Source organism: Acinetobacter populi (assembly GCF_002174125.1).
In the GTDB taxonomy this organism is placed as follows: domain Bacteria; phylum Pseudomonadota; class Gammaproteobacteria; order Pseudomonadales; family Moraxellaceae; genus Acinetobacter; species Acinetobacter populi.
This window is the reverse complement of the sequence record NZ_NEXX01000006.1, coordinates 283,804-299,369: the sequence shown is the minus strand read 5'-3', so window position 1 is coordinate 299,369 and position 15,566 is coordinate 283,804. Positions and strand designations below refer to the sequence as shown.

Annotated in this window: 14 protein-coding genes and 1 pseudogene; 14 read left to right on the top strand and 1 reads right to left on the bottom strand. The window is 43.1% G+C overall.

Features of this window, described 5'->3' with window-relative positions:
* The 13 genes and pseudogenes from CAP51_RS15520 to CAP51_RS15460 all read left to right on the top strand — a co-directional run.
* A pseudogene (locus tag CAP51_RS15520) lies at positions 1-311 on the top strand (acetyl-CoA C-acyltransferase); the annotation flags it as partial.
* A 39-nt stretch (positions 312-350) separates the two neighbouring features.
* The gene (gene pcaB, locus CAP51_RS15515) at positions 351-1,706 is read left to right on the top strand and encodes a 3-carboxy-cis,cis-muconate cycloisomerase (protein WP_087621653.1); all 1,356 of its coding nucleotides are present in this window, start codon (positions 351-353) and stop codon (positions 1,704-1,706) included.
* Positions 1,703-2,500, top strand: a complete 798-nt coding sequence (gene pcaD / locus CAP51_RS15510; protein WP_087621652.1) for a 3-oxoadipate enol-lactonase — start codon at positions 1,703-1,705, stop codon at positions 2,498-2,500. The genes pcaB and pcaD overlap by 4 nt, the downstream gene beginning before the upstream one ends.
* A gap of 36 nt (positions 2,501-2,536) precedes the next feature.
* Positions 2,537-3,889, top strand: a complete 1,353-nt coding sequence (pcaK, locus tag CAP51_RS15505) for a 4-hydroxybenzoate transporter PcaK (protein WP_087621651.1) — start codon at positions 2,537-2,539, stop codon at positions 3,887-3,889.
* A 14-nt stretch (positions 3,890-3,903) separates the two neighbouring features.
* Positions 3,904-4,308: a 4-carboxymuconolactone decarboxylase gene (gene pcaC / locus CAP51_RS15500; protein ID WP_087621675.1), complete on the top strand. Its 405-nt coding sequence runs from the start codon at positions 3,904-3,906 to the stop codon at positions 4,306-4,308.
* Positions 4,309-4,338: 30 nt separating this feature from the next.
* Positions 4,339-5,064: a protocatechuate 3,4-dioxygenase subunit beta gene (pcaH, locus tag CAP51_RS15495; RefSeq protein WP_087621650.1), complete on the top strand. Its 726-nt coding sequence runs from the start codon at positions 4,339-4,341 to the stop codon at positions 5,062-5,064.
* A gap of 13 nt (positions 5,065-5,077) precedes the next feature.
* Positions 5,078-5,707 (top strand): protocatechuate 3,4-dioxygenase subunit alpha, encoded by a 630-nt coding sequence (pcaG, locus tag CAP51_RS15490; RefSeq protein ID WP_087621649.1) that lies wholly within the window; start codon positions 5,078-5,080, stop codon positions 5,705-5,707.
* A 47-nt stretch (positions 5,708-5,754) separates the two neighbouring features.
* Positions 5,755-6,615, top strand: a complete 861-nt coding sequence (gene aroD, locus CAP51_RS15485; RefSeq protein WP_087621648.1) for a type I 3-dehydroquinate dehydratase — start codon at positions 5,755-5,757, stop codon at positions 6,613-6,615.
* A gap of 20 nt (positions 6,616-6,635) precedes the next feature.
* Complete coding sequence (locus CAP51_RS15480; protein WP_087621647.1) at positions 6,636-8,096, top strand: NosD domain-containing protein; 1,461 nt, start codon at positions 6,636-6,638, stop codon at positions 8,094-8,096.
* Positions 8,097-8,172: 76 nt separating this feature from the next.
* A complete protein-coding gene (locus CAP51_RS15475; RefSeq protein WP_087621646.1) occupies positions 8,173-9,495 on the top strand; it encodes a carbohydrate porin in 1,323 nt (440 codons plus the stop codon).
* A gap of 188 nt (positions 9,496-9,683) precedes the next feature.
* Entirely contained in the window at positions 9,684-12,113 is a 2,430-nt protein-coding gene (locus CAP51_RS15470; protein WP_087621645.1) for a glucose/quinate/shikimate family membrane-bound PQQ-dependent dehydrogenase, read from the top strand.
* A 230-nt stretch (positions 12,114-12,343) separates the two neighbouring features.
* Positions 12,344-12,976: a uracil phosphoribosyltransferase gene (gene upp / locus CAP51_RS15465; RefSeq protein ID WP_087621644.1), complete on the top strand. Its 633-nt coding sequence runs from the start codon at positions 12,344-12,346 to the stop codon at positions 12,974-12,976.
* Positions 12,977-13,040: 64 nt separating this feature from the next.
* Entirely contained in the window at positions 13,041-13,631 is a 591-nt protein-coding gene (locus CAP51_RS15460) for a cold shock domain-containing protein (protein ID WP_087621643.1), read from the top strand.
* Positions 13,632-13,654: 23 nt separating this feature from the next.
* Here the strand turns inward: CAP51_RS15460 and gigC are convergent, their stop codons facing one another.
* Positions 13,655-14,551, bottom strand: a complete 897-nt coding sequence (gigC, locus tag CAP51_RS15455) for a LysR family transcriptional regulator GigC (RefSeq protein WP_087621642.1) — start codon at positions 14,549-14,551, stop codon at positions 13,655-13,657.
* Positions 14,552-14,633: 82 nt separating this feature from the next.
* On the opposite strand from gigC, the gene CAP51_RS15450 reads away from it, so the two are divergent.
* Entirely contained in the window at positions 14,634-15,395 is a 762-nt protein-coding gene (locus tag CAP51_RS15450; protein WP_087621641.1) for a ferredoxin--NADP reductase, read from the top strand.
* Positions 15,396-15,566: the final 171 nt, after the last annotated feature.

The window sequence follows — 15,566 nt, the reverse complement described above, 5'->3', positions numbered from 1 at the left end:
CTGCAATCAAAAAGTTATTAAAACAGGCTAATCTGACCCTGGATCAGATGGATGTGATTGAGCTGAATGAAGCGTTTGCAGCACAGGCTTTGGCAGTGACTCGTGATTTAGGATTGGCAGATGATGATACACGTATCAATCCCAATGGTGGTGCCATTGCATTGGGTCATCCATTAGGTGCTTCAGGTGCCAGACTGGTTATTACTGCCTTAAACCAACTGGAACAAACGGGTGGGAAATATGGTTTGTGTTCGATGTGTATTGGTGTAGGTCAAGGTATTGCATTGATCATTGAACGTATTGTTGAATGATGAAGTTAGCGAATCAATTTTGATTAAGGAAACGTCGTGATGAGCCAGTTATATGCCAGCCTATTTTATCAAGCAGACGTCACCGAAATTTTTAGTGACCGTGCATTGCTGTCTTATATGATTCAAGCCGAGGTGGCACTGGCAAAAGCACAGGCACAGGTCGGGGTGATTCCACAATCTGCGGCAGCGATCATTGCACAAGCGAGTGAACAGGCACTGGATCAGATTGATATGGAAGCCTTGGCAACTGCCACTGCACTGGCAGGTAATATTGCCATTCCTTTTGTCAAGCAATTGACTGCGATTGTCAAAAAAACCGATGAAGATGCGTCCCGTTATGTACATTGGGGTGCCACCAGTCAGGATATTTTAGACAGTGCTTGTATTTTACAATGTCGTGATGCTTTGAATCATGTTGAATCGCAGCTGCAACAGGCGTATCAAATTGCATTAGCGCAGGCAGAAACGTATCGTCATCAGGTGATGATCGGTCGCACTTGGTTACAGCAGGCTTTACCAATCACTTTTGGACATAAACTGGCACGCTGGGCATCTGTCTTTAAACGTGATCTGGATCGTCTGCATGCGATGAAAGCACGGGTTTTGACTGTGCAACTGGGCGGTGCAGCCGGTTCTCTGGCATCGTTACTGGATCAGGGTTCGGCTGTTGTCGAAGCCTATGCTGCAATACTGGAATTAACTGCACCACATTGTACTTGGCATGGTGAACGGGATCGTATTGTAGAAACAGCCGGTGTACTGGCCATCATTGTGGGTAATCTGGGCAAAATGGCACGTGACTGGTCATTACTGATGCAAACCGAAATTGCCGAAGTTTTTGAGCCAACTGCAAAAGGACGTGGTGGTTCTTCAACCATGCCGCATAAACGTAATCCGGTTGCAGCTGCTACGATCTTGGCAGCGGCAAACCGTGTCCCTGCATTGATGTCTAGTGTTTATCAAAGCATGGTGCAAGAGCATGAACGTAGTTTGGGTGCATGGCATGCAGAATGGTTAAGTATCCCAGAGCTGTTCAAACTCTGTGCAGGGGCACTGGAACGGACCATTGATGTCCTGCAAGGGATTGAGGTACATCCCGATGCCATGCAACGCAATATTGAATGTACGCATGGTTTGATCATGGCAGAAGCGCTGATGATGGCACTTGCACCGAAAATAGGTCGCTTAAACGCACATCATCTGGTCGAAACGGCTTGTCAGCAAGCTGTTGCACAACAACGTCATTTAAAAGCAGTGGTCATTGAAATAAGTGAGATCAATCATTATTTTAGTGCTGATCAACTGGAACAGATATTTGAACCTGCGTCTTATTTGGGCAATATTCAGGCACAAATTGATGCAGTGTTGCAAGAAGCCAAAGGAGAGGCAAAGTGAGTCAAATCACGATTACCAATCGCCAAGGGAAACACTTGGCCGTCTTTGTAGAAGGGCCTGAGCAGGCACCAGCCATTGTGTTTTCCAATTCACTGGGCACCGATTACCACATGTGGCAAGCGCAGGTTGCAGCCTTGAAGCAAAGCTATAAAGTTGTGACTTATGATACACGCGGACATGGTGCAAGTAGCCTAATAGAGCCTACATCTTTACAAAATCTGGCAGAAGATGTGATCGATATTTTAGATACTTTAAATATTGAACAGGCACATTTCTGTGGTATTTCAATGGGCGGAATAACAGCATTGGCTTTGGCCATTGATTATCCGCAACGATTTTTGAGTATTACTGTCGCCAACTCCGCAGCAAAAATCTGGACAGCCGAGGGCTGGAATAATCGTGCTGAGGCAGTAGAACGTGATGGATTGGCAGATATTGTGGCGACGACACATAGCCGCTGGTTTAGTGACAAATTTGATTATCAGCATGATGCGCTTGCATTGCAAACCATTCAAAGTCTGGCACAAACCTCTGCCCAAGGATATGCCAATGCCTGTCGTGCTTTGGCAAATGCAGATTTACGTGAACAACTGGCGCAGATTCGCCTGCCGACCTTGATCATTGCCGGTCGGTATGATCCGGTGACCACCGTTGCTGATGCCGAGTTTATGCAACAGCATATTGAGGATAGTACGCTATTGACGCTTGACGCATCTCATTTATCCAATATTGAACAACCGGCAGGATTTAATCAGGCAATTGGACAATTTATTGAGTCGATTTCAATAGTTTAAATATCTTAAAAGGACTTTCAGCCTAAGGAGGCAGATATGGCGTCTCAGGATAATGCTACTCAAAAAACGAGTATAGACGCACAGGCATTGATCAATGATGCACCACTGAGCAAATACCAATGGTTTATTGCCATCGTGTGTTTTCTGATTGTGTTTGTAGATGGAATTGACACCGCAGCCATGGGCTTTATTGCACCTGCACTGGCTGAAGACTGGGGGATTGACCGTTCACAACTTGGCCCGGTAATGAGTGCTGCCTTGGGTGGCATGATTGTTGGTGCGCTGGTATCGGGTCCAACAGCCGATCGTTTTGGCCGCAAGATTGTGTTGTCTATTTCAATGCTGATCTTTGGTGGTTTTACTTTGGCTTCGGCATATGCACAGGATTTAAATACATTGGTGGTCTTTCGTTTTCTGACCGGGATCGGGCTGGGTGCAGCAATGCCGAATGCCACCACGTTGTTTTCTGAATATTGCCCGCAACGTATTCGTTCCTTGTTGGTGACCTGTATGTTCTGTGGTTACAACCTCGGTATGGCCATGGGCGGGTTTCTCAGTAGCTGGTTAATTCCTGCCTTTGGCTGGCATAGCCTGTTTTTACTGGGTGGTTGGTCGCCATTGATTTTGATGCTGATGGTGATTTTTATCTTGCCTGAATCCTATCGTTTCCTGATTGTCAAAGGCCAGAATAATGAAAAAGTAGGGCAAATTTTAAAACGGATTGCACCAGCACAGGTTCAAGGTGTTACCGAGTTTCATGTGCCGGAAGAGAAGAATGAAGGTAACAAGAAAAATGTCTTTGCCATCATGTTCTCGGACAAATATGCCAAAGGCACATTATTACTTTGGTTCACTTATTTCATGGGACTGGTGGTGATTTATCTGTTGACCAGCTGGTTACCAACATTAATGCGTGAAACAGGCGCAACCATGGAGCGCGCGGCATTTATCGGCGGTTTATTCCAGTTTGGTGGTGTGCTGAGTGCCTTGTTTATTGGTTGGGCGATGGACCGTTTTAATCCGAATCGGATCATTGCAGGCTTTTATTTGATGGCGGGTATTTTTGCCCTGATCGTTGGGCAAAGCCTATCCAACCCGACTTTACTGGCATTTTTTATCTTATGTGCTGGGGTTGCGGTCAATGGCGCACAATCGTCGATGCCTGTGCTGAGCGCCCGTTTTTATCCAACCCAGTGCCGTGCAACAGGCGTGGCATGGATGTCCGGAATCGGACGGTTCGGTGCAGTATTTGGTGCGTGGATTGGTGCAGTCCTGCTTGGCAATGATTGGTCATTTACCATGATTCTAAGCATGTTGTTTATTCCTGCAACGGCTGCTGCAATTGCTATTTTTATTAAGTCTCGTGTTGCGCATACCGATGCAACCTGATGGAGGATTTTGTGATGAATGATGAACAACGCTACCAACAGGGTATCGCCGTGAGAACCGAAGTCCTAGGTGAAAAGCATGTCAATCGTTCACTGGACAACCTGAATGATTTTAATCAGGATTTTCAGAATTTTATCAGTCGTTTTGCCTGGGGTGAAGTATGGTCTCGTCCGGGACTGCCACGCCATACCCGTAGTCTGGTGACCATTGCCATCTTGTTGGCTTTGGGCCGTGAGGACGAATTGCGTATGCATTTGCGTGCTTGCTTTAACAATGGCGTGACCAAAGATGATTTAAAAGAATTGATTTTACATTGTTCGCTGTATGCGGGTTTACCAGCTGCGAATGCAGCGATGCATATGGCAGAAGAGGTCTTTGCCGAGCTTGGTATTGCACCGGAAAAAATCAACAAGGATTAATGAATAAAGGATTTAAAGGGAGACGATAACATGTCGCAACTTATTTTAGGCGCTTATGCACAGCGCAATACAGATGATCATCCGCCAGCATACACACCCGGCTATAAGACCAGTGTGTTACGCTCGCCCAAAAATGCCCTGATCTCGATTGCAGAAACGTTGACAGAAGTCACTGCGCCACAATTTAGTGGTGATATATTTGGTGCAAAAGATAACGATTTGATCCTGAACTATGCCAAAGATGGATTGCCAATTGGTGAGCGCGTCATCGTACATGGCTATGTGCGTGATCAATTTGGTCGTCCAGTAAAAAATGCACTGCTTGAAGTATGGCAGGCCAATGCTTCTGGTCGTTATCGTCATCCCAATGATCAGTTTATTGGTGCAATGGATCCAAACTTTGGCGGTTGTGGTCGTATGTTGACCGATGCTAATGGCTATTATGTATTTCGTACCATCAAGCCGGGTCCGTATCCATGGCGTAACCGCATCAATGAATGGCGACCTGCACATATTCACTTTTCCCTGATTGCCGATGGTTGGGCGCAGCGTTTGATTTCTCAGTTTTACTTTGAAGGCGATACCTTAATAGATTCGTGTCCAATTCTTAAAACTATTCCATCAGAAGAACAACGTCGTGCCCTGATTGCACTCGAAGATAAAAGTAATTTTATTGAATCAGATAGTCGTTGTTACCGCTTTGATATTACCCTGCGTGGTCGTCGGGCAACTTATTTTGAAAATAATTTGACTTAAGGGAGTGATTTGTATGAATGCTTGGAATTTTCAGGAATTAAAAGAAACCGCCTCACAAACCGGTGGACCATATGTGCATATTGGGTTGTTACCGAAACAGGCCAATATCGAAGTGTTTGACAATAATTTTAACAATCAGCTGGTGCAGGAACAAACCCAGGGCGAACGTATCCGTCTGGAAGGGCAAGTGTTTGATGGACTGGGTTTACCTTTGCGTGATGTGTTAATTGAAATTTGGCAAGCTGATGCCAATGGTATTTATCCAAGTCAGGCAGATACGCAAGGCAAATCAGTTGATCCAAACTTTTTGGGTTGGGGGCGTACTGGTGCAGACTTTCAAACTGGCTTTTGGCATTTTAATACCATTAAACCTGGAGCAGTGCCAGGACGCAATGGCACCAGACAGGCACCACATATTGCATTGGTGATTTTTGCCCGTGGCATCAATATCGGATTACATACCCGTGTTTATTTTGATGATGAAGCGGATGCCAATGCCAAAGATCCTATTTTAAACGGGATCGAATGGGCACCGCGTCGTCAGACGCTGATTGCAAAGCGTATTGAGCAAGATGGAGAAATCGTTTATCGCTTTGATATTCGCATTCAGGGTGAAGATGAAACGGTATTTTTTGATATCTAACGGACTTAAGCGATAGATACAGCTGTCTGAATATACAAGGAAATGTAATGTTTATACTGAAAAAAATAGCCACACAGATTTGTCTGGGTAGTACTTTAATGATGACATTGCCCTATAGTTATGCTGCGGAGACAGTTGGTCCGCAAGCTGCGAACTATGTGGTGAAAAACATCAATATTGCCGAGTTGCCTGTGAAAACCATTGTACCGATTACAGCGAGTACCGCCGCACAAGCATTGGCACAGGCCCAAGTGATTGCGGATAATCCAGATGCCGATTTGGCCGAGTTTCGGATTGATTTACTGGATTTTGCTGCTGATAGTAAAAAAGTCATCGCATTAGGCAAACAGCTGAATCAGATTCTAAAAGATAAGCCCTTGATTGCCACGATTCGTACCCACAATGAAGGTGGCAAATTAACAGTAACAGATCAGGAATACGAGAAAATTTATCGTGAATATCTGAAACAACCGTTTATGCAGCTTTTGGACATTGAAATGTTTCGTGATCAGGGCAGTGTCGAGCGACTCACTAAGTTGACGCATGATAAAAATGTGCTGGTGATCATGTCGAATCATGATTTTAATCAAACCCCTGATGAGCAGGAAATTGTCAATCGACTATTGAAACAGGATCAATTGGGGGCAGATATTCTAAAAATTGCGGTCATGCCACAGTCCAAACAAGATGTGTTTAGCTTGATGAATGCCACGTTAAAGGTGAGCCAGCAAAGTAAAAAACCTTTACTAACCATGTCGATGGGACGTTTGGGTACCATTTCCCGTATTGCTACAGCCAATATGGGCGGCAATCTGAGTTTCGGTATGATCGGTGAAGCCTCTGCACCGGGCCAAATTGATGTGACACAACTGAAGCAGTTCTTAAACACTGTTCAGCCTACACCATAATTTAAAAAGGAATTTAAATCATGAAATTGATATCTTCGGGTTTTAGTGCATTGGCGTTAGGTCTAATGCTCACCAATGTTGCCAGTGCACAAACATATATTGTTGATCGTTATCAGGACGATTCTGAAAAAGGTTCCTTGCGCTGGGCCATCGAACAGTCCAATGCAAATGCGGGACAGGACAATGAAATTCTGATTCAGGCTGTGGGACAGGCACCTTATGTGATTAAGGTGAACTCTCCTTTGCCTGCAATTAAATCATCGGTCAAAATCATCGGTACCCAATGGCAAAAAACCGGTGAATATATTGCCATAGATGGTTCAAATTATATCAAGGGTGAGGGTGCTAAAGCTTGTCCGGGTGCAAATCCTGAACAATATGGTACCAATGTTCGTACCATGACTTTACCCGGTCTGGTCTTACAGGACATTAATGGTGTGACCATTAAAGGACTGGATATTCATCATTTCTGTATTGGTGTGTTGATCAACCGTTCTAGCAATAACTTAATTCAGCATAACCGCATCAGCAATAACTATGGCGGTTCGGGTGTGATGTTGACAGGTGATGATGGTCAGGGTAATCCGACTGCAACCACCACCAATAACAACAAAATACTGGATAATTTGTTTATTGATAATGGTGACGGACTTGAATTAACCCGTGGTGCAGCGTTCAATCTGGTGGCCAATAATCATTTTATTTCCACACCTGCCAATCCTGAACCTTCTCAAGGTATTGAAATCCTTTGGGGCAATGATAATGCTGTGGTTGGCAATAAATTTGAAAATTATTCCGATGGTCTGCAAATCAACTGGGGTAAACGTAATTATATCGCCTATAACGAGCTGACCAATAATTCCCTGGGATTTAATATCACAGGCGATGGCAATATTTTTGATAGCAACAAAATACATGGCAATCGTATCGGTATTGCGATTCGTTCGGAAAAAGATGCCAATGCCAGCATTACCTTAACTAAAAACCAGATCTGGAATAATGCAAAAGATATCAAGCGTTGTGAAGCGGGTGGATCATGTGTTGCCAATCAACGTCTGGGTGCAATTGTATTTAATGTGCCTGCATTAGAGCATGAAGGATTTGTTGGTTCTCGTGGTGGTGGTGTGGTGATTGATGCCAAAAATCTGCAAAAAACCTGTACACAGCCGAATCAGCAGGACTGCAATGCAACACCCAATCAGGGCATTCAACCACCTAAATTAACACGCAGCAAAGATCAGATTCGTGTTGATGTAGTCGGACAACCTAACCAGCGTTATCAGGTTGAATTTTTTGCCAATAGTAATGCTGCATCTAATGAAGCGGAAACTTATTTGGCAACGGTGCTGATTTCAACCAATGCTACAGGACAAGGTCAGGTGACATGGAACCCGACAGTAAAATCCGGTTCAATTACCGCAACTGTTACCGATAAAAATGGGGCAACCTCTGAATTGAGTTCAGCAGTTCGCATACAATAACATAGGATTGATGCACTTATCTTTTGACTCAGGTTTGGGCGTTAAGTGCATTTTGGGGAATCGACAAGGAATTGCCATGAACAACAGCATCTCAACCAGCAGTGTATTAACTGCCTCTTTATTATTCTCATCTTTAGCAATGGCAAACCAGCCCTGGTCACAAGATCGGCAATGGCTTTTCGGGGACTGGAATGGTGAGCGTACACAACTGGAACAGCAAGGTTATAAATTTACCGCAGCCCTGATGAATCAGTCGGCTGATGGGCTGGATGGTGGCTATAAAGATAACAACGGTTTTGAAACGACCTCACAACTGACACTGGGTGCGAATTTTGATTTGGAAAAAATCGCAGATTGGCAAGATACCACAGCCGCTGTGATGATCACCAAACGTGAAGGTAAATCGCTAACCAATGAAAATATTAAAGATCCTCGTGCTAGTCAACTGGGCAATGTACAGGAAGTATATGGTCGTGGAGAAATCTGGCGTTTAACTCAGGCTTGGGTGAAAAAAGGTTTTAATGACAATCAGCTACAGCTTAAAGTCGGACGTATGGGGATGTCTGATGATTTTAACGCATCGCAATGTGAATTCCAGAATTTACTGTTATGTGGTGGGCAATTAGGTAAGTCGATCAGTTCGATTTGGTATAACTGGCCGGTAAGTGTTTGGGGAGTCAACCTTAAGTATCAGTTTGCACCAGAGTGGACTTTGGGTGTGGGCGTGTATGAAGTGAATCCCGACAATATTAAAACTGCATCGAATAGTGACGGTTTTAATCTGGATATGAACAATGTTGAAGGCGCAACGATTCCTGTAGAGTTGATCTGGAAACCCAAACTTGCATTATTCAATGCATTACCGGGTGAATATAAAATCGGCGCATTATATTCAACTGCCGATGCCAGTGATGTTGGGGTTGCAGGTAAAACTCATGATGGTAAACATAGCGTTTGGTTCAATGCACAGCAACAACTGACACAGCAAGGTGCAGATGCAAAACGTGGTTTATATGTCAGTTTTAATGCGGTGATCAATGATAAAGACACCACTGCTGTATCGAGTACACAACAGCTTTCGTTTTGGTACAAAGGACCATTTGATAGTCGTCCAAATGATTCGGTTGGCTTTGGTCTGGCAAATTATGTCGTCAATGATCGTGTCACGGATCGCCAGATTGCCACCAATAACAGTCGTGGTTATGTGGATTATGATGCATTTGCAGCGGATTATGTCCCGGTCCAAGATGACGAGTTAAATGTCGAGTTGAACTATAGCTATCAATGGTCACCGGCAGTGCTGTTACGTCCGAATTTACAATATGTTTATCAACCTGCTGGCGTTAAGGCCGTCAAGGATGCCTGGGTCGCAGGTTTAACCATGCGTATAAATTTCTAGTCCTTATTCAACTTTGTCGCTGGATTTTAATATTGGACGAAAATGATATAAGTGTTCGGAATTATGCAGAAATTAACCAGCTAAAGCCGTTATTCGGTTTTAGCTGAACTTTTTAACATGGATGTATTCTCGGAAAAAACTGGCAATTTTCCAGAAAAAATATACACATGTTGCTTGGAGTAAGATCTATGTCTGACACTCATACAAAGTCCCATATCCTATTTAAAATATGGTGTTTTATTCTGGGATTGGCCCTGTTATTGACAGGTGCATTTTATGTGATCGGTGGTGGGAAACTGGTGAGTCTCGGTGGCTCTTGGTATTTCCTGCTTGCCGGTTTATTTACTTTGGCATCCGCAGTCTTTGTTTTTAAGAAGAAGGCACTTGGTGTCTGGTTGTTTACGCTGGTATTTGTGGCAACCATCATCTGGTCATTGCTGGATGCTGGATGGGAATTCTGGCCATTATTCTCGCGTTTAATGTTTCCGGCTGGTATTTTTGCAGCATTGATGCTGACTTTACCTGCAATTCGCCGTTATCAATTTCAATCCACTCTATCTGCACCTGCATATACAATTGCCGGATTGACCATACTGGGCATGTTGATCGGTTTTTATCAGATGTTTCAGCCGCATCCGACGGTTAGCGCATCAGGTCAGGCATTGCCTTTAATCCCTGTAGATGCCGAAAAACAGCAGGTTAATTGGTCACATTATGGTAATGATGCGGGCGGTAGTCGTTTTTCTGCACTGGATCAGATTAACCGCAATAATGTTAAAAACCTTAAAGAAGTCTGGCGTTTTCGTACTGGTGATTTTACCACGGGTAGTGGTAATGGGGCAGAGGATCAACAGACACCGTTACAAGTAGGCAATAAACTGTTCCTATGTACTCCGCATAACAATATTTTTGCGCTGGATGTAGATACGGGTAAACAGTTATGGAAAGCTGAAGTCAACTCCAAAGCTGATGCTTGGGAACGTTGTCGTGGTGTGGCTTATTTTGATTCAACTCAGCCATTGATACAACCGACACTCGCCGGTGCAACACCAGTAAAAGCAGTTGCCAGCAATACAAGCTGCTTGCGTCGTGTCTATACCAATACGCCTGATGGTCGTTTAATTGCTGTCAATGCAGATACTGGCGAGCGTTGTACGGATTTTGGTGTAAACGGTACGGTTGATCTATTACAGGGTCTGGGTGATGGTACCAAAGCCCCTCGTTTTGAAGTCACTTCTGCACCGACAGTTGCCGGCACGGTGCTTGTTGTGGGAAGTCGTATTGCCGATAATGTGGCAGCAGACATGCCGGGTGGCGTTATCCGAGCCTATGATGTGATTACCGGGGAGTTACGCTGGGCATTTGATCCACGTAATCCTGATCCAAACTATATCTTAAAACCGGGTGAAACGTACAAACGTAGTTCTGCAAATTCATGGGCAGCCATGTCTTATGATCCACAAATGAATACCGTATTTCTGCCGATGGGAAGTTCTTCGGTTGACATATGGGGTGGCAATCGTCAACCTCTGGATCATAAATATAATACTTCTGTACTTGCACTCGATGCCACGACTGGGAAAGAAAAATGGGTTTATCAAACCGTTCATAATGATCTATGGGATTTTGACTTGCCGATGCAACCTAGTCTGGTTGATTTTCCAATGCAGGATGGCAGCAACAAACCTGCGGTTGTGATTGGAACTAAATCAGGCCAATTCTTTGTACTGGATCGTGTCACAGGCAAGCCGCTGACCAAAGTAGTTGAACAGGCAGTAAAACCAGCAGATATTCCTGATGAGCAATATAGTGCAACACAGCCGCGTTCGGTTGAAATGCCACAAATTGGCAATCAGACCTTAACAGAATCAGACATGTGGGGTGCCACACCGTTTGATCAATTGATGTGCCGGATTAGCTTTAAATCCATGCGTTATGAAGGTTTATATACTGCGCCCGGTAAGGATGTTTCATTAAGCTTTCCAGGCTCTTTGGGCGGCATGAACTGGGGTAGTATTGCATTTGATCCAACCCATCAGTATATGTTTGTCAATGACATGCGTTTGGGGCTATGGATTCAATTGATTGCACAAAGTCCGGAAGATTTGGCACTGGAAGCCAATGGTGGTGAGAGCGTCAATACTGGTATGGGGGCAGTACCGATGAAAGGTACACCTTATAAAGTTGTCAAGGATCGGTTCTGGTCGAAACTGAATATTCCGTGCCAAAAACCACCCTATGGCACTATGACCGCAATTGATATGAAAACTCGTCAGATTGCATGGCAAGTTCCATTGGGTACCGTACAGGATACCGGACCTTTAGGCATTAAAATGGGATTAAAAGTACCCATTGGCATGCCAACCATTGGTGGTCCAATGGCGACACAAGGTGGACTAGTGTTCTTTGCAGCGACACAGGATTATTACCTACGTGCGTTTGATTCATCAAATGGTCGTGAGTTGTGGAAATCCCGTTTACCTGTAGGCAGTCAGGGTACACCAATCTCTTATCGTTCGGCAAAAACCGGTAAACAATATGTGGTGATCTCGGCTGGCGGTGCGCGTCAATCTCCAGATCATGGTGATTATGTGATTGCCTATGCCTTGCCGGATTAATCGATAAAGCCAACTTTTTATGTCATATCCGACGCCTGATTGAATGAAATATTTGATCAGGCATTTTTTATTAAAGCAATCTGAACCGATTGATCATTCATAGATGAATCAGGTGTCGATTAAAATTAATTCATTAAAAACAATCTCTGGATATTTCAGGCTAAAACCTTGGTGATCAGATTAAAAAATCCCTATAATAGCGTTTTGATTTAAATTTAAGGTAACGTCCTGTGCCGATACAAGAAATTCGCCATCCATTGATTCGTCATAAACTTGGTTTATTACGTCGCTCTGATATTAGTACCAAGAATTTTAGAGAGTTGGCACAAGAAGTCACGATGTTACTGACCTATGAAGCCACCAAAGATTTACAACTGGAAGATCATGTGATTGATGGCTGGGCTGGAAAAGTGCATTCAGAGCGTATTGCCGGTAAAAAAATTACAGTTGTCCCAATCTTACGTGCCGGCATTGGTATGTTAGATGGTGTGCTTAACCTGATTCCAAGTGCCAAGGTGAGTGTACTAGGGCTTGAACGTGACGAAGAAACGCTAGAAGCGCGCACTTATTATAAAAAACTGGTTCCGGATGTCTGCAATCGTATTGCCATGATTATTGATCCTATGCTGGCAACAGGAAGCTCGCTAGTGGCAGCGATCGATGTATTAAAAGCTGGTGGCTGTAAAGATATTCGGGTCATGGTTTTGGTTGCTGCACCCGAAGGTATTCAACGTGTAGAAAATGCTCATCCAGATGTGCGAATTTATACCGCATCTATCGATGATGGCCTCAATGAAAATGGTTATATCATTCCAGGTCTTGGTGATGCCGGCGATAAAATCTTTGGTAGTGTGCAGAAATAAAAAATAATGAACTAACATTAAGCCTTTTATCATCAGGAAGGCTTAATGAAAGGAATAGAATAATATGATAAAAACTGGAAAAATTAAAAAATACAATCAAGATCGTGGTTTTGGTTTTATTGAGTCAGATACGGATGGCAAAGCGATCTTTTTTCATATTAAAGATTTTCCTAAAGGTTCTTTACCTCAAATAGGAGAAGAATTAACATTTAGTGTAGGAAAAGATGGTGAAAAAATTAAAGCTGTAAATATTGTTCGGTTAGATTTTCCATTAGAAAGAAATTTAAATCATTCTGCCAAATCTCATAAAAATAATTTAAAACCTATTTATAAGAAAAAATCAGAATCAATGAGTGTTTTTTCCTTTATGAGCAGGATAATTTTAATTGGAGGAGCAGCTTTTTTTATTTATATTCAAATACAAAATTACGTTCAAAGATCTAACCTAGCTCATCAACCAATTAGCAATGAAACACTTAGAATTGCAAATCAGCAAGTAGATAGTAGCTCTAATAGTTTTACTTGTGATGGTCGAATACATTGTTCACAAATGAATTCTAAAGCTGAGGCTAATTGGTTTGTAAGAAATTGTCCCGGAACAAAAATGGATGGTGACGGAGATGGCGATGCTTGTGAAAATGATAGTCGATGGTGATATGTTAAGTAAAGAAGAAGCAATTAAGCTTCTTTTTTTACTTGATCTTCACAAAATTGCATAAATGCCTTAAGTCCAGGGCCTTGATATTTTTGACGGTGTACCAGCATAAATAAAGGGCGGGTTAATTGCCAGAATGGGGTATCCAAAATAACAACCTGATTTTTTTCAGCAAGTGGGGCAATGGCCAGTTTGGAAATACATGCAATGCCGATACCGCCTGCTACAATTTTTAAAATCGCCTCATTATGGCCTAGTGTAAGACGGATGTCGGCATCAGGCAGATCCTGCAAAATGGCATGATCAAACACTTCCCGAGTTCCCGAACCTTCTTCCCGCAAAATCCATTCTACGTTTTTAAAATCATCAATGCTGAGTTTACGTTTTAATTGTGCCAAAGGATGTGAGGGCGCACAGCATACCGCCAGTTCATCATCTTGCCAGTGAATACACTGAAGTTGCGGTAAATGACAGGAACCTTCAATCAAGGCCAAATCAAGTTGGAACTGACTGACCGCTTCTATAATTTGCCGGGTATTGCCGACCTGAAGCTGTAAATGTGCCTGCGGCTGCTGCAATAAAAAGTTTGCCATTAGATCTGGAATTAAATAATCACTGATGGTTAGGGTGGCGCCAAGACGTAAATCAATGCCCTGTAATTCACCTTTTGCGGCTTGTTCAAAAGCTTCACAGCGTCCTAGAATTTCCAATGCCTGTGGTAATAAATAGCGTCCAAGATCATTGAGTTGCAGGCGTTTACCTTGACGATCAAACAGGGGTGAACCAAGACCATCTTCCAGATCCGATAATGCCATACTCGCTGCACTTTGGGTCAGTCGAACGGCATCACTGGCACGTGTTACCGTTCCTTCTTGTGCGACCGCAACAAATACAGCCAATTGGCGAAGCGTCATACGCATAATCAGGCTCTTAAATTAAAATAGTGAGTGAATCTTTGAGTCATGCTAACATGAGTGCTTTATAGTATGCCATGAAGTTACCATGTCTGAGGAAAAATATACTTTAGAAACCGTACTTTCTGTCAAAAGATGGGCAGCGAATCTATTTAGCTTTACCATGACACGCCCATCTGCTTTTCGATTTACTGCGGGACAATTTGCACGAATCGGGATTCAGGTCGAGGGTGAACTGATTGTGCGGGCGTATTCCATTGTGTCGTCACCTTTTGATGAAACGCTGGAATTTTTTTCTATTGTCGTGCCTGAAGGTGCATTCACCTCACAATTACAATATTTAAAACCGGGCGATCAAATTTATCTGGAAAAAATTCCTTATGGATTTTTAACCTTGGCACGTTATCAAGAACCTGCACCACACGATTTATGGTTGCTGGCGACAGGAACTGGTTTGGCTCCTTTTATTTCCATGTTACAGGATTTCGAAACATGGCAAAAATATCGTCATATTGTTTTGGCATATAGTGTACGTACTCAGCAAGAGCTGGCGTATGTCGATCGAATAAATGAAATTCAAAATATCTTTGGTGAGAATGGTGCAGAATTTTGTTTTTTACCGATTATTACTCGCGATCCTTTTGCTAAACTCAATCATCGATTACCGAAATTGATCGAATCGGGTGATTTGGAACAGGAAGCCGATTTAAAATTTAATGTCGAAAGCAGCCATGTCATGCTGTGTGGTAATCCGCAAATGGTGGAAGATACCAAAGAAGCATTGAAATGCAGAGGATTGATTATGAATCGTCGTGGTGTAGGTAATATCGCGGTAGAAAACTATTGGTAATCGATAGATTGCCAACAGAAAAATATTAAAGGTATTTTTAGGAAAAATTAAGTTGTTAGCAGAGGATTTATGCTTGTGCATTATCACCTTATTTAACGTGAATTCGGGATAAGATGAGTAGAAAAAATTGATTTCGTAGCAGTGTCCGCTGCTTGTCTGAGGTTAGTAAGT